Origin of the sequence: Bacillus sp. NMCC46, assembly GCF_002998465.1 — a bacterium.
GTDB lineage: Bacteria > Bacillota > Bacilli > Bacillales > Bacillaceae > Bacillus.
Genome location: NZ_PVQZ01000001.1, coordinates 713089 through 734618, shown reverse-complemented (window position 1 = coordinate 734618; position 21530 = coordinate 713089). Strand labels below are relative to the sequence as shown.

Annotated in this window: 21 protein-coding genes; 17 read left to right on the top strand and 4 right to left on the bottom strand. The window is 43.3% G+C overall.

Annotated features, from left to right (window positions below):
• Positions 1-12: 12 nt before the first annotated feature.
• Both C6Y01_RS03735 and C6Y01_RS03730 read right to left on the bottom strand, forming a co-directional pair.
• Positions 13-630 carry a DUF47 domain-containing protein gene (locus tag C6Y01_RS03735; protein WP_003212390.1) on the bottom strand — a complete coding sequence of 206 codons (618 nt, stop codon included), beginning with the start codon at positions 628-630 and terminating at the stop codon, positions 13-15.
• 206 nt (positions 631-836) lie between these two features.
• Positions 837-1295, bottom strand: coding sequence for an ASCH domain-containing protein (locus C6Y01_RS03730; RefSeq protein ID WP_060596067.1), 459 nt, complete (start codon positions 1293-1295; stop codon positions 837-839).
• A gap of 227 nt (positions 1296-1522) precedes the next feature.
• On the opposite strand from C6Y01_RS03730, the gene ggt reads away from it, so the two are divergent.
• From ggt to C6Y01_RS03660, 14 genes are all read left to right on the top strand, one after another.
• Positions 1523-3274, top strand: coding sequence for a gamma-glutamyltransferase (ggt, locus tag C6Y01_RS03725; RefSeq protein WP_106037834.1), 1752 nt, complete (start codon positions 1523-1525; stop codon positions 3272-3274).
• Between the two features lie 496 nt (positions 3275-3770).
• Positions 3771-4238, top strand: a complete 468-nt coding sequence (locus tag C6Y01_RS03720) for a PTS sugar transporter subunit IIA (protein ID WP_095285042.1) — start codon at positions 3771-3773, stop codon at positions 4236-4238.
• A gap of 53 nt (positions 4239-4291) precedes the next feature.
• On the top strand, positions 4292-5665 hold the full coding sequence (locus tag C6Y01_RS03715) for a PTS galactitol transporter subunit IIC (RefSeq protein ID WP_095285043.1): 1374 nt from the start codon (positions 4292-4294) through the stop codon (positions 5663-5665).
• Positions 5666-5684: 19 nt separating this feature from the next.
• Positions 5685-5963 (top strand): PTS sugar transporter subunit IIB, encoded by a 279-nt coding sequence (locus C6Y01_RS03710; protein WP_003212259.1) that lies wholly within the window; start codon positions 5685-5687, stop codon positions 5961-5963.
• 61 nt (positions 5964-6024) lie between these two features.
• Complete coding sequence (locus tag C6Y01_RS03705) at positions 6025-6471, top strand: hypothetical protein (RefSeq protein WP_106037833.1); 447 nt, start codon at positions 6025-6027, stop codon at positions 6469-6471.
• The gene (locus tag C6Y01_RS03700) at positions 6468-7499 is read left to right on the top strand and encodes an alcohol dehydrogenase catalytic domain-containing protein (protein WP_095285044.1); all 1032 of its coding nucleotides are present in this window, start codon (positions 6468-6470) and stop codon (positions 7497-7499) included. The genes C6Y01_RS03705 and C6Y01_RS03700 overlap by 4 nt, the downstream gene beginning before the upstream one ends.
• A 182-nt stretch (positions 7500-7681) precedes the next feature.
• Positions 7682-8665, top strand: a complete 984-nt coding sequence (pdhA, locus tag C6Y01_RS03695) for a pyruvate dehydrogenase (acetyl-transferring) E1 component subunit alpha (protein ID WP_034663073.1) — start codon at positions 7682-7684, stop codon at positions 8663-8665.
• Positions 8666-8696: 31 nt separating this feature from the next.
• Entirely contained in the window at positions 8697-9677 is a 981-nt protein-coding gene (locus C6Y01_RS03690; RefSeq protein ID WP_034620051.1) for an alpha-ketoacid dehydrogenase subunit beta, read from the top strand.
• Between the two features lie 17 nt (positions 9678-9694).
• Positions 9695-11017 carry a dihydrolipoamide acetyltransferase family protein gene (locus tag C6Y01_RS03685; RefSeq protein ID WP_106037832.1) on the top strand — a complete coding sequence of 441 codons (1323 nt, stop codon included), beginning with the start codon at positions 9695-9697 and terminating at the stop codon, positions 11015-11017.
• 12 nt (positions 11018-11029) lie between these two features.
• Entirely contained in the window at positions 11030-12412 is a 1383-nt protein-coding gene (gene lpdA / locus C6Y01_RS03680) for a dihydrolipoyl dehydrogenase (protein ID WP_034663068.1), read from the top strand.
• Between the two features lie 25 nt (positions 12413-12437).
• Positions 12438-13139: an SDR family NAD(P)-dependent oxidoreductase gene (locus C6Y01_RS03675; RefSeq protein ID WP_223249859.1), complete on the top strand. Its 702-nt coding sequence runs from the start codon at positions 12438-12440 to the stop codon at positions 13137-13139.
• Entirely contained in the window at positions 13117-13902 is a 786-nt protein-coding gene (locus tag C6Y01_RS03670; RefSeq protein ID WP_034663062.1) for an SDR family NAD(P)-dependent oxidoreductase, read from the top strand. The genes C6Y01_RS03675 and C6Y01_RS03670 overlap by 23 nt, the downstream gene beginning before the upstream one ends.
• 93 nt (positions 13903-13995) lie before the next feature.
• Positions 13996-14952: a sugar-binding transcriptional regulator gene (locus C6Y01_RS03665; protein ID WP_034663059.1), complete on the top strand. Its 957-nt coding sequence runs from the start codon at positions 13996-13998 to the stop codon at positions 14950-14952.
• A 63-nt stretch (positions 14953-15015) separates the two neighbouring features.
• Positions 15016-15345, top strand: a complete 330-nt coding sequence (locus C6Y01_RS03660) for a hypothetical protein (RefSeq protein ID WP_008358910.1) — start codon at positions 15016-15018, stop codon at positions 15343-15345.
• 11 nt (positions 15346-15356) lie between these two features.
• Here the strand turns inward: C6Y01_RS03660 and C6Y01_RS03655 are convergent, their stop codons facing one another.
• The gene (locus C6Y01_RS03655; protein WP_106037830.1) at positions 15357-16682 is read right to left on the bottom strand and encodes an APC family permease; all 1326 of its coding nucleotides are present in this window, start codon (positions 16680-16682) and stop codon (positions 15357-15359) included.
• Positions 16683-17011: 329 nt separating this feature from the next.
• Here C6Y01_RS03655 and C6Y01_RS03650 point away from each other — a divergent pair, with 329 nt between their 5' ends.
• Positions 17012-17968, top strand: a complete 957-nt coding sequence (locus C6Y01_RS03650) for a ring-cleaving dioxygenase (RefSeq protein ID WP_066031000.1) — start codon at positions 17012-17014, stop codon at positions 17966-17968.
• A gap of 229 nt (positions 17969-18197) precedes the next feature.
• On the opposite strand, the gene C6Y01_RS03640 is transcribed toward C6Y01_RS03650, so the two are convergent.
• A complete protein-coding gene (locus C6Y01_RS03640) occupies positions 18198-19514 on the bottom strand; it encodes a S1C family serine protease (protein WP_095285051.1) in 1317 nt (438 codons plus the stop codon).
• 167 nt (positions 19515-19681) lie between these two features.
• On the opposite strand from C6Y01_RS03640, the gene proG reads away from it, so the two are divergent.
• On the top strand, positions 19682-20506 hold the full coding sequence (proG, locus tag C6Y01_RS03635) for a pyrroline-5-carboxylate reductase ProG (protein WP_106037828.1): 825 nt from the start codon (positions 19682-19684) through the stop codon (positions 20504-20506).
• A gap of 189 nt (positions 20507-20695) precedes the next feature.
• A complete protein-coding gene (locus tag C6Y01_RS03630; protein WP_034663049.1) occupies positions 20696-21520 on the top strand; it encodes a M55 family metallopeptidase in 825 nt (274 codons plus the stop codon).
• Positions 21521-21530 lie beyond the last annotated feature (10 nt).

Below are 21530 nucleotides of genomic sequence, written 5' to 3'. Positions count from 1 at the left end.
TAACTAACCCCGTTACGCATTCTTCATAATGATTGTTTCTAGATTGTTGGCAACACTTTGACAGGAATCAGCGATTTCTTCAAGTGTTTCGTAAATTTCTTTGTATTGAATGACCTTGATTGGATCAGTTTCTTTTCCAAACAAGTTCTTTAGTGATTTACGATAAAGATTGTCACAATTATGCTCGATCTCTTTGATTTTGATTGCGTGTGGTTGAATATCTTTTAAGCGATTTTCAGCCAGTAAATCAATTGTAATTAAAATTTCCTTTGCACATTCTCTGATGTAGTGGCTGAATTTGTCGATATGTTCGTCAGAGCTTGTCATTGAATAAATTTCCATTGTCGCTGAAAAATGCTCAATTCCATCTAAAACATCGTCGAGGCTATTCGTCAATTGAAGAATGTCTTCACGTTCAATCGGTGTAATAAAGGCTTTGTTCAGCTCTTTAATCATAGTATGAACATGATTATCACCTTTTGTCTCATATTCCTTCAATGTGTCAGAAAATTCTTTCAGAGTGGTTTGATTTGTTACTTTATAGCTAACAAAATACTCAGCAGTTTCATCTAAATTTTTAGCAATTTCCGTTAACAAGACGGAAAACTTGTCTTTTTTCCTTTTTAACATGTAAAAACCCTCCATTGTATAAATGAGACAATGCACACATCAAATAATTATATATTCTTTTGTCGAAAAAAAACAGGTGTAGTCGAAAATTTCTTCACTTTTTCTATTTGATCTTATTCTGACCTAAAGATGTGTTCTCAACACACCTTTTTCAGAAAGGAGAAAAGAAATGAAAAAAGCGGTCCATTTTTGGCGCCGCTTAAAGCTTAAGAAGCTGAATAAACAAGTTTAAATCGCTCGCAAACAAGGAGCATGTCTTCTTTAAATTCTAATCCGTACGGTTTGAGTGCTTCTGTAAAAAATTCTTGATGGGCTCTGTACCAATAGTTATATGAAAGATCGCCTTCACCTTCTGCTTGTGCAAATGATTCTGGAACCTCATTCATTGGCATGACATCTACATGCGTGATCTCTATGATGGCTTTTGGTTCGTCATGGCTGTCCAAAATGACCGCATATTGTCCTGCCTTTGGAAGCGGCTCCTGTTCCTTTTCGTAAAAAAGGTGTCCAGAACAAGTCGCTGTTTTTTTCCCTCGCAGAACAAGGTCAAGCAAATGATCTGGGTCTGCTCCAAATGCCCAAGCGGAAACAGACGCGTCAATTGGTGCACTTTCTGATTTTTCTTCCCAATATGTTTCCCAAAATAAGGTGCTTTTCTGATTCATCATTCTTCCCCCTTTGTGATGTGTTTATTATACCGTGAAATCAAATACATGGAAGTATAGTGTCTTTATCCCTACTGAGTAAGTATGTCATATGTTTTGAAAATCCGCTTTATATTTGATGAATATAGGATGATAGAATGAAAATTTTAGAAATTTTAGAATAATCTATTGTATTCTGGTCAAGAAGTCGGTATGGTCAAAGTAAGAATATGGAAGGGGTGTTGTGTATGAAACGCATTTCTTTAACTATTTTGTCCATATGTCTGCTGGTTTTCTCGTTTTTTCTGCCTGTCAGTCAGGTCACTGCAACCGAAACTCATGGGAATAAAGTAGCTGTTGGGAAAGATGGCATGGTGGCTACTGCCCATCCGCTCGCATCAGAAGTGGGGGCAGATGTTTTAAAGAAAGGTGGAAACGCTGTTGACGCTGCTGTTGCCATCCAGTACGCACTGAATGTGACAGAGCCAATGATGTCTGGAATTGGCGGCGGAGGATTTATGATGGTTTATGATGGGAAGACTAAAGAAACATCCATCATCAATAGTCGAGAAAGAGCACCACAAGGCGCAACACCAGACATGTTTTTAACAGATGAGGGGAAAGTCATCCCGTTCGCTGAGCGATCCACACACGGTAATGCTGTTGGTGTTCCAGGGACTGTAAAAGGTCTTGAGGCGGCATTAGATAAGTGGGGGACCCGCTCGATGAAGGAATTGATTAAGCCTTCCATTCAGCTTGCAGAGGATGGATTTGAAATCGATTCTGTCCTGGCAAAAGCCATTGATGATCATCAAGGAAAATTGAAAAAAACGGCCGCAGCGCCAATCTTTCTTCCAGATGATCAGCCGCTCAAAGAAGGGGACCTCCTAGTTCAGCCAGGTCTTGCAAAAACATTTAAGCTCATTGCGAAAAAAGGAAGCAAAGCATTTTATGAAGGAAAAGTAGCAAAGGCACTTGCAAATACAGTCCAAGATTTTGGCGGAACGATGACAACTGATGACATTGATCGTTATGAGGTCAAGACTGACAAGCCTATCTGGGGAGACTATAAAGGATATCAGCTTGCAAGTATGCCTCCACCAAGCTCAGGCGGGGTGTTTATGCTGCAAATGCTCAAAATACTTGATCACTTTAACCTATCTCAATATGACCCCAAATCATTCGAAAAATATCAGCTGCTTGCTGAAACGATGCATCTCTCCTATGCTGACCGTGCTGCATATGCCGGCGACCCCGAATTCGTAGATGTTCCACTAAAAGGACTATTAGACGATGATTACATTTCAGAAAGAGCCTCTCTTATTGAATTAGATCAAATGAATCGTAACCCGAAAGAAGGAGATCCATGGGCGTATGAGGATGAAAAAACCCCATCCCCTATTGTCCCGCAGCCAGAAGATAAAACCATTGGTGAGACCACACATTTTACTGTTGCCGATCAGTGGGGAAATGTTGTGTCATTCACAACAACCATTGAACAGTTATTTGGTACAGGGATTCTCGTCCCGGAATATGGATTTTTCTTAAACAATGAACTAACAGATTTTGATGCAAGACCTGGCGGAGCAAATGAAGTTCAGCCGAATAAACGTCCATTATCCAGTATGACACCGACCATCATATTTAAAGATAACGAGCCTGTCATGACAGTAGGTTCACCGGGAGGAACGACCATCATTGCTTCTGTTTCACAAACCATATTGAATTTGCTTGAATATGACATGGAGCTTCAGGATGCAGTTGAAGAACCAAGGATTTATACAAACAGCCCAACTTCTTATCGTTATGAAGTAGGTGTCCCTCTCGATGTGAGAACAAAGCTTAATGATATGGGGCATCGTTTTGGCAGCTCGCCTATTGATATAGGAAATGTTCAAGCTCTACTCATTGATCGAAAAGCAGGAACCTTTACTGGAGTGGCTGACTCCTCGAGAAACGGGACTGCTGTTGGCGTCAATTTAAAACTCTCTGCCGATTAAGAACATTTCCCGGGAAAAGAAGCGCCTCTTGAGGATGGCGTTTCTTTTTTGTCTAAATATAAGGAAAACAGAGTAGAAAACTGAGAATAGTTTGAATCATACATAGTTGATCAGACAACCGAAGGCTCTTGGCCATTTGAAGTACAGGACTGTGATGTATTTCAATGGCTAAGGGCTTTTTTTGCGTATGAATGACAAGGTTGTTGCTGACATCAAAGAGCAAGTACATGAGCTTTTAGAGAGAGGAAGTCACATTTAATAAGAAGTAGAGCAGATTTGAAGAAAGATGAAGCAAAGACATCATCTTTTTTTATAAGATTTTTCTTAGGAACATTGACTTATAATTTCGAATATTATAATATCTTTACAAAGGTAACAACATTGAACATTTTTTAGGATGTGTAATTGTAAGCGCTTTATATAAGGTTTTATTCCAAAATGTTCTTTCTTTTTGTTACATGTGTTCATATTTATGCCAAATGAAAGGGGTGGTTGTTTGAACAACTTGTTTGAGTTAGATGAACAGCTGATCAAGCTGCAGTACGATGCATCTTCGAGAGAGGAGGTGACCACATATTTAGCAGAACGATTAGAAGCGGGAGGATACATTAAATCGAGCTTTTTACCTGCCGTGCTTGAAAGAGAAAAAACATATCCTACAGGCCTTCCACTGGCGACCTTTGGGGTAGCGATTCCACATACAGATCCTGAGCATGTGAACAAACCTGCGATTAGTGTAGCCACTTTAAAGGAACCTGTTATGTTTCACAAGATGGGGAGCCCTGATGAAACTGTGCTAGCCAAAATTGTGTTCGTCCTAGCAATCTCTGAACCTAGTAAGCAGCTCGTGATGTTAGAGAAGCTCATGACACTTTTTAGAAAAGAAGAAGTGATGACGAGGCTGTCTCACATGACATCGTATGAAGAAGCGGTTGACGTGCTTGAGCAAGAATTAAACCAATAGCCTTTCACAAAAAAATGTAAGCGTTTTATCTGAAAAATCCAGGAGGTGGATGTATGATCAAGCAAGCTGTCGATTTTATATTAGACCTTGGGCCAACTATTATGCTCCCGATTATTATGACGATTTTCGGTATGATTTTAAGGCAAGGCTTTAAGAAATCCTTCCGAGCCGGTATTACGATCGGCATTGGCTTTGTCGGTGTCAATCTTGTCATTAATTTGCTTGTGAGCGGCCTTGGGCCAGCAGCAAAAGCCATGGTTAATTCCCTTGGGCTAAAGCTCGATATTTTGGATGTTGGATGGCCGATTGGAGCTGCTATATCCTTTGGTACACCCGTTGCCCCTTTGATGATTCCTCTTGTGCTTTTGTTAAATGTCATCTTATTGTCCGTTAACTTTACGAAAACGCTGAATGTGGATATTTGGAACTTCTGGCATTTGATTTTCGCAGCCTCTGTGACTTACTACGCTTATCATAATATGTTCTTGGCCCTTGCTGTTGGTTTAATCGTCTCTGCTATCACGCTTAAATTAGCCGATTGGACGGCACCGACAATCGAACACCATTTTGGATTAAAAGGCGTATCGATGGCTCATGCTGAAACGGTCAACTTCGCGCCGCTTATGTATGCGTCCAACCGTATCATTGACAAGATCCCTGGCTTAAACAAAATTCATGCTGATCCAGAAACATTGAAGAAACGTTTTGGCATTTTTGGCGAACCGCTTGTGATGGGTCTCATACTTGGTATCATTATTGGTCTTCTAGGCGGCTATGATGCGAAAGGCGTCATGACGCTTGGTATTCAAATGGCAGCAGTTCTTGTACTAATGCCAAGAATGGTTGCGTTATTAATGGAAGGTCTTATTCCAATCTCTGAGGGCGCTCGTTCTTATATTCAAAAGCGTTTCCCTGGGAAAAATGTCTATATTGGTTTAGATACAGCGATTGTGATTGGTCATCCGGCGAATATGGCGGTAGCCCTTCTCATGGTGCCGATTACGATTTTACTTGCTGTCGTTCTGCCTTACAATGGTATGCTCCCGTTTGCAGACTTATCGGTTCTTCCATTTACAGTTGTTTGGGCAGTAGCAGCCGCTCGTGGAAATATTATTCGCGGTCTTATTAACAGCATTTTTACATTGATGATTGTCTTCTTTATCGCAACGAATCTCGCACCGCTTGCGACAACAATGGGGAAAGCAGTCGGCTTTGATTTCCCAGAAGGGGCCAACATGATTTCAGGTATTGACCTTGGTTCCCACGTCATTCCTTGGATCATGGTGAGACTTCTTGATCCGAGCAACCCGTACTTTATTGCAGCCATCATCTGTGCTCTGGCTTATGCGCTTCTATGGTACTGGGTGCGAAATGATATTAAAAAGCAGTATGCGAAAGAAATGGGCTTAGATCAGAAAGAACAATAAACGAGCTGGAGGGATTCTTATGGCAAAGAAAATATTGGTTTCATGCGGAACGGCGGTTGCAACTTCAACGGTTGTTGCAAAAAAGGTTGAAGAGACGTTAAAGGAAAAAGGATATGATGTTGTGGTGGAACAGTGTAAGGCATCTGAAGTCCCGCAAAAAGCGGAGGGCGCCGATTTAATCGTGACGACCACGCCAGTGAGTGATACGAAAGGAACGCCTGTGATTCAAACATTATCCTTTTTAACCGGATTTGGCATTGAAGATGATATTGAAAAAATCATCGATCATATTAAGTAAACACTCATTCCATTGAGGAGCTTTCGCGGCTCCTTCCATTTACCTGAAAGGAGGACGTCTCATGCAGCATCATGCTTATAGCCGAACGTCTGCAGTGTTGTCTATTTTTCTTCCAGCCGTGCTCATCTGTCTGTTTTTCCTCTGGTCTCTTTATACGTTAATGTCAGCAGGACCTGAGCCGTTAGCTGTGTTAGGCGTTTATACGCTGCCTATCCTCATGCTTTCTAGTTTTACTGGACTGAACCAGCCGACAAACGTCATCATTAGTGAAGATAAGCTGAAAATCGGCGCTTTTGGCAGATGGCACACATATGCGGTCTCTGATATTAAAGGAAAGCTTTTTATCAAGCCATATCCTCATATCGGGAAAGTCTATGTCAGGGTGGGCCCATCGCGCATATTCGGAGGACGTTACTGGATATCCAGTGAGATGAGTGAGTACAAGCAGCTTGTGCAAACGTTGCAGGATTTTGCGAAGGGTGATGAAAAGGAGGATGCAGCTACATGAAATCAGCTGTCTTTTATTCTTCAGAGAACATTCGGTATGAGGAGCGGAACCGGCCTGCGATTGGTGATGATGAAGTGCTATTAAGAATGCGTGCCTGCGGCTTATGTGGAACGGATATTTACAAGGCAACACATGAGACGGTACCCTCTGGAACGGTGCTAGGGCACGAAATAGCTGGTGATATTGTTGAAACCGGAAAGCATGTGACAAATATCCGAACGGGAGACAGGGTTTATGTTGCGCACCATGTGCCTTGCTTTACCTGTGACTTTTGTCAAAAGGGATTTTATACAATGTGTCCGCAGTTTGCAGCCACTAATGTAGAGCCAGGCGGGTTTTCAGAGTATATCCGCGTACCTGCATTGCATGTCAAGCACACAATGGGCAAGCTCCCGAAGGACGTCTCATATGAGCAAGGGGCAATGGTGGAGCCAGTCGCCTGCTGCCTCCACGGGTTTGAACGAGCACCTGTTCATCCAGGAGATTCTGTGCTGATCCTTGGAGCAGGGCAAATTGGCTGTATCCAACTACAGCTCGCCAAACATTACTTGGCTGGGAAAGTGATGATAACGGATGTGAATGAGAACCGGCTGCTGCAAGCGAGAAATTTAGGTGCAGATGTTGCTTTTCATCCAGCCTCTGAGCCGGTGGAAGACCGGGTCATGAGAGAAACAAATGGAAAGGGAGCAGACCTCGTCATGATATCTGTTGGGAGCAGTGCGCTTTTAAAAGAAGCGTTTCAAGCGGTAGCGAGAGGTGGAACGATTTTAGTGTTTGCTCATTTTCCAAAGGGAGACGTCTCCATTCCGGCTGATCGGTTTTTCCATGATGAAGTGAAAGTCGTAGGAGCCTATTCCTCGCATCCTTATCACTATCGTGAAGCCCTTGAACTTCTAAGGGCAAAAGTAGTCAACACAGAAAAGATGGTGACGCACCGTTATCCGTTAAGTCAGCTCCTTCAGGCGATAGAATGCGCAAGGCACCCTGAAGGTGAGAGTGTCAAAATCATGATGTATCCAGATGAATGAGAACGTAAGAGATTGGAAGAGAAAGAGAAGTTCTTTAGAAAAGGGCTTTGCCTTTCTCTTTTTTTCTGATAAAAGATGAAAACGCTTAAAAATGAAAGAGAAATGCTTGACTTCAATGATACTTAAACGTATGATAATTACAAATGTAACACATAAGAACAAATGTAAAGGGGAGAGAATAAATGCAAAAACAAATCACTTTGCCTGGACAGATTAGTCATGAGAGATTAGCAGATTTATATAAACAAATGTGGTTGGTGAGATATTTTGATGAAAAGGTCGATCAATTCTTTGCCAAAGGACTTATCCATGGAACCACTCACTTATGTGTCGGACAGGAAGCGTCAGCTGTTGGATCGATTGCCGTATTAAAGAATGAAGATAAGATCGTCAGCACACACCGTGGACATGGTCACTGTATTGCAAAAGGTGCAGAGGTCAATAAAATGATGGCAGAACTATTCGGACGTGAGACTGGCTATTGCAAAGGAAAAGGCGGCTCGATGCATATCGCTGATTTAGAAAAAGGGAACCTTGGCGCAAATGGAATCGTTGGCGGCGGTATCCCGCTGGCAACAGGTGCAGCGCTCACATCTAAAATGAAACAGGAAGGCTTTGTCGTTCTTTGTTTCTTCGGAGATGGAGCGACAAATGAAGGCAGCTTTCACGAAGCGCTAAATCTTGCATCCATTTGGGATCTGCCTGTTGTATTCATTTGTGAAAACAACCAGTACGGTATGTCTGGCCCTGTAAAAGAAATGATCAACATTGAAGACATTTCAACAAGAGCAGAAAGCTACGGAATACCAGGGAAATCGATTGATGGAAATGACATGGTCGAGATTATGAACACAGTAGATGAAGCAGTCAGCCGCGCAAGAGCTGGAGAAGGTCCATCACTTATTGAAATGAAAACGTATCGCTGGAAGGGCCACTCTAAGAGTGATGCGAAAAAATACCGTACACGTGAAGAAGAAACAGAGTGGAGACAAAAAGATGGAATCAAACGCTTTAAGTCTCTCTTGATTGAACTGAATGTTTTGACAGAAGAGCAGGCAGCGGTTTTACAGGAAGAAGCGAAACAGGAAATTGAAGCGTCTGTTGAATTCGCCAAAAACAGTAAAGAACCGTCAATCGATACACTATTAGAGGATGTATACGCCTAATTAGGAGGGGAATCACGTGACAAAAACAACAGTGAGAGAGATTTCATATTTAGAAGCCGTTCGAGAGGCTATGAGTCAGGAAATGAGAGAGAACCAAGATGTATTCATTTTAGGTGAGGATATCGGCGTATACGGCGGCGCTTTTGGGGTTACGCGCGGCATGATTGAAGAATTCGGTCCAGAGCGTGTACGTAATACACCGATCTCAGAGGCAGCCATCGCAGGAGGCGCAGTCGGAGCGGCTTTGACCGGTATGCGTCCGATTTTAGAACTTCAATTCTCTGACTTTATTACAATCGCGATGGATCAGCTTGTAAACCAAGCAGCCAAAACACGATACATGTTTGGCGGAAAAGGAAAAGTGCCGCTCGTTGTGAGAACACCAGCAGGATCAGGGACGGGTGCCGCAGCGCAGCATTCACAAAGCTTAGAAGCGTGGATGGCTCATATTCCGGGATTAAAGGTGGTTCAGCCTTCAACAGCTTATGATGCCAAAGGACTTTTAAAAGCAGCAATGGATGATGACAACCCTGTCATTTTCTACGAGCATAAGCTTTTATATAAAACAATCGGCGAAGTGCCTGAAGAGCCTTATTCGATTCCTTTAGGGAAAGCTGATGTGAAAAGAAGCGGGAAGGACGTCACGATTGTAGCAACAGCGATTATGGTACACAAAGCGTTAGAAGCGGCGAAGGAACTAGAAGCAGAGGGAATCGATGTTGAAATCATTGATCCAAGAACACTCGTCCCATTAGATGAAGAAACCATAATCGAATCTGTGAAGAAAACAGGTAAATGTATCGTGGTTCATGAGGCGGTCAAACGAGGCGGCTACGGTGGAGAGATTGCAAGTATGATAGCGGAAAGTGAAGCGTTTGACTACTTAGATGCGCCGATTAAACGACTTGGCGGTCTTGCAGTCCCAATACCATACAACCCGACACTGGAAAAAGCGGTCATTCCACAAGTACCAGATATTATTGAAGCAGCAAAAGAGCTTGTGCGCTCTTAAATAAAGGGGAGAAGATCATGCCAAAAGAGATATTTATGCCGAAGTTAAGCAGTACGATGGAGATCGGAACCTTGCTTCAATGGTTTAAAGAAGAAGGAGATTCGGTTGAAATCGGTGAGCCTCTTTTTGAAATTATGACAGACAAGATCAACATCGAGGTGGAAGCCTATGATGACGGCATTTTTCTAAAGAAATACTACGAAGCTGATGATCAAATTCCAGTCAATGCTGTCATTGGATATATCGGAGAGGCAAATGAACAGGTACCAAGCGAGCCGCCAGCACAGGCAGATGAAGATTCCTCAGAAAGCGGCGAATCGTCTTCACCAGACACGGCTTCATCCAGTTCTACTGAAGCCCCAAAAACATCTGATGAAAAAGTACGTGCCACGCCCGCAGCGAGAAAAACGGCAAAGGATCATCATGTGGCGATTCATGAGGTATCTGGCACAGGGCCAAAAGGCAGAGTCCAAAAGCGGGATGTCGAGGCGGTCGTTCATTCTAGCGAGAAAGATCAGCGCGTCTCACCGCTTGCAGAAAAAATCGCTGCCCGTGAAGGAATTGATTTAGCAGCAGTTTCTGGATCTGGCGCTCATGGCAAAATCATGAAGAGTGATGTAAAAGCAGCAGCACAAACAGCAGAGGCTTCGCCTGTGAAAACACAAAAACTAGCTGGCATGAGAAAAGTGATTGCTGATCGCATGTCACAAAGTGCCTTTACAGCACCGCACGTCACATTAACAAGTGAAATTGATATGACGAAAGCAAAAGAAGTGCGTCAGCAGCTACTGCCAGCGATTGAAAAAGAGACAGGCTACCGATTGTCGTTTACAGAAATCATCATTCTTGCGGTCAGCCATGTACTCACGCGCCACCCGCAGATCAATATGACATTTGAACAAAATGAGCTCCATTTCCATGAGGATGTACACATTGGTCTTGCTGTTGCAGTGAAAGACGGCTTGATGGTACCAGTCATTTCTCATGCGAATCAAAAAGGATTAAAACAACTGACAAAAGAAGCGAAAGAAATTGGCCGAAACGCACGCGATCAAAAACTGCTTCCTGACCAGTTGAAAGGGTCCACTTTTACGATTAGTAACTTAGGCATGTATGCCATTGATACCTTTACCCCGATCATTAATCAGCCGGAAGCGGCGATTTTAGGTGTAGGACGGATTCAAGATAAACCTGTTGCAGTGGATGGAGAAATTCAGGTGCGGCCAATGATGGGGGTCAGTTTATCGTTTGATCACCGAGTCGTAGATGGCGCACCAGCGGCTGCCTTTTTAACAGACCTTAAGAAAGTGCTTGAACAACCATTTGAATTGCTAATGTAGGAGATGAATCGGATGACGAAAACGTATGATCTGACAGTCATTGGCGGAGGGCCTGGCGGGTATACTGCCGCCCTTCAAGCAGCTGAGCGCGGACAGAAGGTTGCTTTGATTGAAGAGGATTTTTTAGGCGGTACTTGTTTAAATCGAGGCTGTATCCCTTCAAAGACCCTGCTGAAACATGCAGAAGTGATTGAATCCATTGAAAAGGCGAAAAGCTGGGGAATCGAAACAGGTGACATGATCCTTTCCTTCGATAAAATGAGAAAGCGCAAAGATGACGTCATTGAAAAGCTCAGAGGCGGAATCGCCTTTTTATTAAAGCAAGGAAAGATTGATGTGTATAACGGCAGAGGCACAGCTGTGACAAAGCATCGGATTGAGATTGAAAAACAAGATGGATCAGAATGGATTGAAACGAAAGAACTGATCATTGCCACCGGATCTACACCGGCCATTCCGCCAATACCGGGGCTTAGAGACATTCAATTTGATACAAGTGATACGATCTTTGACATCTCAGATATCCCAGCTTCTGTCGTCATTATTGGCGGAGGTGTCATTGGGCTTGAGCTGGCTTGTATTTTCCAGAGTCTTCAATCAAAAGTCACCATTATTGAAGCAGCACCGTCCATTATTCCGCAAGAGGATGAAGAAGCATCTAAGCTGCTAGAAAGAGAATTGAAGAAAAAGGGCATCCATATCGCGAAGAAAACCACTGTGACAGAGTTGACGGAAAGCGAAGGAGTCAAAGCGGTTCATGCAACAGATGATAAAGGGGAGACACACATCTTTACGGCGGAAAGACTGCTTGTCTGCGTTGGAAGAAGACCGAATGTATCAGCTGTTAGCCAGCTTGATCTTCAACTGGATGGTCTGTTTATCAAGGTGAATGATCAGATGCAGACAAGTGCTGAGGGTGTATATGCAGTTGGGGATGTCGCTGGCGGCTATCAGCTGGCTCATGCGGCGATGGCAGAGGCTGCTGTTGCGGTCAGCAATATTTGCGGCGTGCCTGAAAAAATGAATGCTGATATTATGCCTAGATGTATTTATACATTACCAGAGGTAGCAAGTGTCGGTCTTACAGAGAAAGAGGCAAAAGCCAAAGGGCTCAGCGTACAAACAGAACGATTTGATTTAGCGGCAAGCGGTAAAGCGTTAGCGGCAGGTGTTCAATCAGGCTTTATTAAATTGGTGTACGATACAGCATATGGTGAAGTGATCGGTGCAACGATGGTTGGTCCGCACGTCACAGAGATGATTTCAGAAGCTTCCTCCTTTATGTATTTAGAAGGAACAGCAGAAGAGATGGCGAAAATGATTCATCCGCATCCGACCATCTCAGAAGGTTTTTATGAAGCAGCTCTTGATATCGTGAGTAAGCTGAGAAAATAAATGCCAAACAAGGGATAGGGAGGAGATGCATGTGCACGTCCAGCTTCATCAGAAAGCGGCACTTGTGACAGGTAGCACAGATGGATTTGGAGAAGCCATCTGCCTGGCTTTAGCCCGGGCAGGTGCACATGTTTTTTTACACACATTTTATGATGAATCAAAGGCTAGATCCATTTATGAAGACATTCAAAAAATGGGCGGTCAGGCGAGTATCATCATGAACCCGCTAGAAACGCCGCGTGATGCCGTGCGTATGCTGAGGCAAGTGATCGATACAAGCGGGAAACTAGATATTTTGGTCAATCAAGCAGCGCAAGGAGCAGAAGCGGAGCTTGATGCCGCTCATCCTGATAAATGGGTGGACGAAGTGGAATCAGCTGTGAATACTGTCTTTCTTTCCAGTCAAGCCGCCGTATGGCACATGGTGGACCAGAAGCAAGGCTGTATTATTAATATATCATCATCAGGCAGTATCACAGGTGATGGCGGGATCTCACATGCTACATCGAATTCTATGCTGAATGCCATGACAAAAGGGCTGGCGCGAGAATTTAAAGACAAAGGTATCCGTGTGCTCGCCCTATTGCCGCCTCCTCTCCATTTGGTTCCTGACACAGAGCAAATCAAGGAGACTGTGGCCCATATGACGGTCTTTTTAAGTACATCATATGGCGCTTTTACAGATGGTGCAGCGATTATGCTTGATGGGGGTGAGAGTGCTGGCTAATGATCAAAAACCAGTTCTCATCGTTGGTGGTGCCCAAGGGATTGGAAAGGAAATTGCCGAGCATTTTTTAAAAGAAGGGCACAGAGTCGCTGTGTCCGATATAGATGAACAGGGACTTTCGCTTTTAAAAAAACAGCATTCTCAGCTGCTGACATTTCAAGCTGACGTTTCATCGTGGGAAAGTGTTCAGCAGATGATCTCAGCAGCTGAAAGGGAGCTCGGCGGCATTGCTCATCTTGTGTATTCAGCAGGGATGACAAAATCACTTCCTTTTTTAGAAGTTGATTTTTCACTTTGGAAAAAGACACTTTCTGTGAACTTGTATGGTCTTTACTATTGCATCAAAGCGTCGGCACCTTATATATGTGAGCGGCAAGAAGGAAGCATTGTCATGATTGGATCAGGATCTGCTATAACTGGCTCAGGCGGCGGTATTCAGTATTACGCCTCAAAAGCAGGTGCTTTTGGCCTGATGCGTTCGCTTGTAAAGGAATTAGGGGCACACCAAGTGCGTATCAATGTGATTGCACCCCGTGTGATTGAATCTCAAATGCTTGATACGCTCTATCCTACTGAGGAGGAGAAAAAGCAGCTGCAATCGCTCATTCCTGTCGGGAGATTAGGAAGACCAGACGATATCGCAGGACTCACTTTATTTCTTACAAGTGACGAGGGAAGCTATTTGCACGGACAAATTATCCTGCTAGACGGCGGGAGAACGTATCAGCCAAAATATACGGAGGGAAAAAGAGCGGAGAGGTAATCGCTCTTTTTGTCATTTTCGTAACAATTGTTCCAATTAGAAACGAATGTTTGGTATACTGGGAATCATAGTATATTAAAAGGATGATGTCACATGCTGAATTGGGAAGAAAGACGACAGCTCGTCAAAGTTGCTCATCTTTATTATACAGACGGGTGGACGCAGCAGGAAATCGCAAAAAAGCTCAATGTCTCAAGACCAGTCATTTCAAAGCTCTTACAAAAAGCAAAAGATGTGGGAATCGTTGAGGTGTACATTAAAGACGAAAGTATTCATACGGTGGAGCTGGAAAAGCAGCTAGAAACAACATTTCAATTAACAGATGCTGTCGTTGTCCCAAGTGTCGGGACAATGTCTGAGATGGTGAAACGGGCAGTCGGTCAAGCAGGCGCCTATTATCTATCTAAAAACATGAAAGATGCGGAGAAAATCGGCATTTCATGGGGAACCACACTGGCTGAGCTTGTAAAGGAATACCCGTTTGAGCGAAGAAACGATGTGAAGGTCATTCCATTAGAGGGCGGAATGGGCAGGCAGGCAGTCGACATTCATGCCAATCAGCTGGCATATGAGCTGGCAAAGAAAATGAATGGCACGTGTTCCTATTTATATGCCCCGGCGATTTTAGAAACAGAAGAATTAAAAGAACGGCTTATGGCAATGCAGGATATAGAAGCTGTGCTTGAAGAAGGTAGAAATGTAGATATTGCCCTCATCGGTATTGGCAACCCGCATAAAGGTTCAACGTTAAAAACAGTTGGTTACTTAAAAGAAGAGGATTTATCTGGTTTAAGGCAATCAGGGGCTGTTGGTGATATTGGCTTTCGTTTCTTTGACGGTCAAGGCAAACCTGTCCAAGATGAACTGAACCAAAAGGTCATTGGTTTATCACTGGAGCAGTTAAAGAGTGTCAAAACGGTCATCGCTGTTGTAGAAGGAACCCATAAAGCTGAAAGTATTTTAGGGGCTTTAAATGGCGGCTTCATTCAAGTGCTGGTGACAGACGAACTAACGGCGGCAGCCATTTTAAAGGAAGCTTCCGTCCAATAAACGGCTGCTAGCAATCGAATTGTATAAAAAGAGCAACATCAAACGAGAAAGGAGCTGTGTATCTTGAAGAAAACCGAAATGGAAGCAAACCTACATTGTACTCGGTGCCAAGAAGAGACCCTCCACAGCATCGTTTATGTGAATGATCAGATGAAAAGCGTTGAGTGTACAGAGTGTCATCAGAAGATCAGTGTGCAAGTCGACATCATGAAGGAATTTTACAAAGAAGTATACGAAAAAATTGCGACAAAGCCGAAGCGGATGACGCAGGAATATAAGGCGAATTTGAATGGATTTATCTCAAGACTCCCAATCCGCGTGCTTAGTAAGCCATACCGGCTCATGAGATATTTAAACGAATCATACAAAGTGATCAAGCAATATAAAAAATAGCAGAGCGCTGTTTAGCGCTCTGCTTTTTTTTGTGCTTTTTTCATATAATAATAAATAGGCAGTCCAGCAATCCCGATCAGCATGGAGATTAGACAGCTTTTCCAGTCGGTGATCATGGTGCTGATTAAGACGAATAAAGAACCGATAATCGCAACGATCGGTGTGAGCGGGTAAAGTGGTACGCTATAAGCACGCTCCATTCCGCTATTTTGTTTTCTCAGCTTAAAGACTGCGAAAAAGGCCATGACATAAAAGATGTAGATCATGAAGATCGAAACCTCTGACAGTTTTTCTGGATTACTGACGATCATAAACACAATGGCGATCAAAATTTGCACAAATACAGCAATCCAAGGTGTTTTGAAGGTAGGGTGAATACGCGAAATCGCGTTTGCGAAAGGAATTTGCTTTCGTTCAGCCATCGCGAAAATCACACGTGGGAATGAAAGAACCTTTCCGTTCAAACAGCCAAAGATACTAATGATGATTCCGATACTAATGATCTTACCGCCGATTGGTCCAAAGAGCATTGTCGCAGCAGTACTTGTCGCATTTTCACCTAGCTGGACGATTTGATCTGCTGGTAACACGTGCAAAAGAGCGACATTAATAAAGAGATAACAAGCCGTGACGATTAAAATCCCGCCTGCCATTGCACGAGGAAGCAGCTTCTCTGGGTTTTTCATTTCACCGCCAAGTGCTGCAAGCAATATCCAGCCATCATAGGCAAACAACGTAGCCAAAATCGCTGCACCGAAGTTCATTTGAGCGATGCTCTCGTTGACAGCCATAAAGATATTTTCGTTTCCTTTCCATAAGCCAAACACAATAATAGCGGCAATCGGGACAAGCTTTCCGATGGTGGTCAGCCCTTGTACAAAACCGCCGTATTTCGTTCCCATAATATTGATCAAACATAAAAATAAAACAGTGATAATGCCAATTGTTGTCGACCATAAAGAAGAAAAAGAAAATAAATTGGCTAATAATGAACCAAAATAAAGACCGAGCGCTCCAATGATGGCAGGTCCGTAAATGATAATCTGCACCCAGCCGCATAAGTAGCCCCAAAATTCACCATACACTTCTTCAAGATAGGCATACAATCCGCCAGTCCGAGGGATTTGTGTACCAATTTCAGCAACAGTCAGTCCGCCTGCAAGGGTTAAAATTCCACCTAGCAGCCAAGCAAATAAGGCGATGTCTGAGCTTCCTGAATAGGAAAGGACGTTGCCTGGCTTCATAAAGACGCCGGACCCGATAATGGTCCCGATGACAAGAGATAGGGCAAAAAATAAGCCGATGTCCTGTTTTAACGCTGGTTGTTCTTTGTTCATTACACACGACCTCCTGCATCACTTTCGTACGTTACTGTGACATGTATTTTGTTCATTGTAATACGATTTTAGGAAAACAAGAATTAAAAAAATTTTCTGATTTTCGTATTTGTATTTAAAAGTGTTCGTTTATTGGAGATATCAGGGTGAATGTTGCGTTAAAAACGAACAATAAAAGAATATTTACGATTTAATGTTAATTTAATCGCCAGAAACCGAACGTCCAGTAAACGTGCAGCCAAATGGTTGACTTTTCTTGAAAAATGACCTATTTTATTCATAAGGATATTATCTTGATTTCGAGATATTTTGAAATAGGAGTGAACGTAATGAAAATCAATGGGATTCACCACGTATCTGCATTAACAGCCAATGCTCAAAAAAATGTTGATTTCTACCGCCAGATTCTTGGCTTAAAACTTGTAAAGAAAACTGTCAATCAGGATGACCCATCTATGTATCATTTGTTTTATGGAGATGAGGTTGCTTCACCGGGTACGGAGCTCACCTTCTTTGAAATTCCAATGCTTGCCCGTCGTTTGAAAGGAACAAACGCCATCACAAGCACAGGCCTTCTCGTTTCTTCTGAGGAAGCACTTTCATTTTGGGAAAAGCGGTTTGATGAGACAGGTGTGCAGCAAGAAACGGCTTCCTTGAGAGGCGGAAGACCTGCCTTGCGTTTTCAAGATCCAGAAGGGCAGCAGCTATTTTTAACAGTAGAACCGAACGCACAAGAAGCGGGCTCACCGCCAGTGCATGACGATATTCCGGCAGAGTTTGCAATTAGAGGTTTGGGTCCAGTTGAATTAACCGTTGCAGAAGCGGACAAAACGATCCGTGTTTTAACAGACATCCTTGGCTTCACTGAAAGAGCGCGTGAACAATCAAATGACGGTGAGATCGTGACCATTTTTGAGTCAGGAAATGGCGGTGCTGGAACAGAAATTCATGTGATCGAAAAAGCTGAAGGACCTTCTGAGCGTTCCGGCAGAGGAAGTGTGCATCACGTAGCTTTTCGCGTGGAAGATGCAGAGGAGCTGGAAAAATGGTATGACAAAATATCAAAAGCAGGCTTCACGAACTCTGGTGTTGTGGAACGTTTCTACTTTAAAGCCCTTTACTTTAGAGAACCGAATGGTATTTTATTTGAAATTTCAACAGACGGCCCTGGGTTTACAGTCGATGAAGGGGTAGATGAGCTTGGTGATCAATTAGCCCTTCCGCCATTTCTAGAGCACAAACGAGCAGAAATAGAACAAAGATTAACGCCAATTCAGTCATCATAAAAAAAGCAGCTCATTCATGAGCTGCTCAGCGTGTAGACAAACCCTCGCATTCTTTGTCAGGGCTGTGCTCCGGTACTCACGAATGTTCAATTCGCTCCGTTCCGGTGCTCGCCTTTCCTAGACTGCAAAGGTTTTCTATCACGCTGAAAAGAAGACAAAGGGCTAAAATCAAGATGATTTTAGCCCTTTGTCAACAATCTGGGCAGCTCATGATGAGCTGCTTTTTGCTTTAGGAACTTACCTGCTTAGATTCAGATTGTATTAATGTAACCTTCTTTGTTTCTTCTTTTCCGTTTCGAATGAGTGTGATGCTCACGGTGTCTCCTACTTTTGTATTCGTGTATAGCTCATGACGTAATTCACTTCCGGTTTTGATTTGTTTCCCATCGATGGCGGTAATGACATCCTCTGACTTAAATCCAGCTTTAGCGGCAGGTGAGCCTGCGGCGATTTCTTTGACGTACACACCTTTATCGAGCTGACTATTTTTGAGCCCGAGTGTTTCTTTCTGATACACGTCCGGGACTTGTTCGAGATCCAGCATGCTGATGCCGATATATGGACGCTCAATCTTTCCTTTTGCGAGAAGCTGATCGGCGATTGGTTTGACATCATTGATTGGAAGCGCGAATCCAATGCCTTCAACACCTGTTTCAGAAATTTTCATACTCGTGATCCCCACAACCTTTCCATTTGTCGTAAGAAGCGGGCCGCCGCTGTTTCCTGGGTTAATAGCTGCATCTGTTTGAATGACATTAATGCTGCTTTCGCCTGCTGATGTGTTCATAGAGACTGTTCGGTCGACACCGCTGACAATTCCTTGTGTCACGGTTCTTGATAGATCTTCACCAAACGGGTTTCCAATTGCGATGACGGTTTCCCCAGCACGCAGCGAGGAGGAATCGCCTAATGCTGCGACCTTCGTTACATGATTGCTGCTAATTTCTACAACTGCTAGGTCAGTCAGCGGGTCAGCTCCGACTAATTTACCTTCAACGGTTTTGCCATCGTGCAAGGAGACCGTTAGTTTATTTGCCCCTTCAATGACGTGGTTGTTTGTTAAGACATAGGCTTTACTTCCGGATTGTTTGAAAATCACTCCTGAGCCTGTACCTGTTTTTTCCTCTTGACTGCTTTTATTTTGCTGTGACTCATCAAAAGGTGTATTGAAATCGCCAAAGCTCATGTCTGTTTGACTTTGCGCTTGATAGTTTGTAATGCCGACAATGGCTGGCGATACATCTTCGACCATGCTTGAGATGCTGCTTGATGAATGTGATGTTTGGACGGCGGTTGTTTTTGACGATTTGGCACTTGTATCATTTGTCGATACAGCTTCTGTTTTTGCTGCTGAATTGTTTGCTGTGTTGTCTGATGCGTGCTGGGCATATGGCGTAAGGATGTAGACACCTAATGCTAGCGTACCACCCACAATGCCGCTGACGAATGGCTTAAACCAGCCACTGGGCTTCTTCTTTTGTTTTTGTGGCTGTTCAATTGTTTGAAGTTCATGAGAAGGGTGTTTTTCATTTTTGTGATGTGTCATTCGAATCACTCTCTTTCTTCAATTTTTCATGTATGGTTCGATGGGGTTTACCTTATGTGGTGGATACTGACTATATCGTAAGAAAAAAGTGTGGGATAAAAATGAAAACAATGTGGGAAATTGTTAAAATAAGTAGTGAATCTAAGCAAAATAGAGGAGATTAAACTGTGGAGACAATTGGAATGATTGGATATGGAAGCATGGCTGATATGATGGTGCAAAAATGGCTGGAAAAAGAGGTACTCAATGCCCATCAAATCATGATCCATACAAGAAGTGAAACGGACCGCCTGCATCAGCTCAAAGACAAGCATCAAGAAATAAATATCTGCTCATTAGACGAACTTTCTGCCTCATGTGATGTACTTTTTGTCTGCGTGCCGCCGCTTGCTGTACTTGATGTGCTCGATCAACTGCCTTCAGCAGCCAAATCGGTACATATTGTGTCAGTAGCCGCGGCTGTGACATTAGACAAGTTATCAAAGCATACGACTCAACCAGTTTCCAGATACATCCCAACGCTCACGTCAGCTGTTGGAACGGGCGTATCCCTCGTTGCGCATGGTGAAACCGCAGGTCAGGAAGAAAAGGCGCGTTTGCACCGTCTCCTTTCAGCTTTTAGCATCGTCCGTGAAGTAGAGGAAGACCGGTTTGATGCGGCGAGTAACTTGACGAGCTCCTCTCCTGGTTTTATCGCTGCTCTTTTTGAAGAAATGGCGAGAGCGGCTGTGAGAAATAGTGAGCTTTCCTTAGAGGAAGCGTATGAATTTTTAACGTATGCCCTCTTAGGCACAGGTCAAGTCCTTGTAGAACGCGGCCTCACCTTTGCTGAAACCGTCGATAGAGTGGCGACAAAAGGGGGCATTACAGGTGAAGGTGCTGAGGTCATTCAAAAGCAGGCACCTCAGATGTTTGATGATCTATTTACACAAACCATGAAGAAATATGAACAGCTGAAATCACAGATTAACGAAGCTGACAAACACCACTAAAGACATAGTTAGTGGTGTTTTATTTGTTAAAAAAACCCTTTGTCATACAGTCTTTTGACCTGTATTATCTGAGTCTAATTTCCTTATTTTCAGACATTGTATTGAAAAATCAATCAAGTAATCATATAATTTTTTAGAAAATTTAGAAAAATATACACAAATTTTAAGTTTAATTAAAGGGGGATGGGGATGAAGCTCTATGTATCTGTCGATATGGAGGGGATTACTGGTCTAGCTGATCATACATTTGTCGATGCCCGTCAGCACAATTATGAACGGGGCAGAAAGATCATGACGGGTGAAGTGAATGCCTGTGTAGAGGCACTTCTTCAGCATGGCGCAACCGATATTTTGGTCAATGACAGTCATTCTAAAATGAATAATCTGTTGATCGAAGAGCTGCATGAAGAGGCTGCTCTTATATCTGGTGACGTCAAGCCTTATTCCATGGTGCAAGGATTAGATCAAACCTATGACGCTGCTGTTTTTTTAGGCTATCATGCGAGGGCATCTATGAAAGGCGTGATGTCTCACAGTATGATTTTTGGTGTCAGACATTTTTACATAAATGATCACCCAATTGGTGAAATGGGCTTTAATGCGTATGTTGCAGGCTACTATGGTGTGCCGGTGATTCTTGTTTGCGGAGATGATCAAGCAGCACTTGAAGCGGAAAAGCTGATGCCTGGTGTGAAAACAGTAGCAGTGAAAGAGACCATATCAAGGTCTGCTGTGAAATGTTTCACGCCTGCCAAAGTCAATCAACAAATCTCGCAGCAAGTGGAAGCCGCAATGAAACAGATTCATCACATCAAGCCGCTGACGCCTCCTGATCAGCCGCTGCTGAAGATTGAGTTTGCCAATTATGGACAAGCTGAATGGGCGAATTTAATGCCGGGTACTGCCTTCATAGAAGGAACAACAACGGTGACGTATCAAGCAGAGAATATATTAGAAGCCTACCAAGCGATGCTTGTCATGACAGAGCTTGCCGCACGTACAACATTTTGTTAAGCGAGGGGGA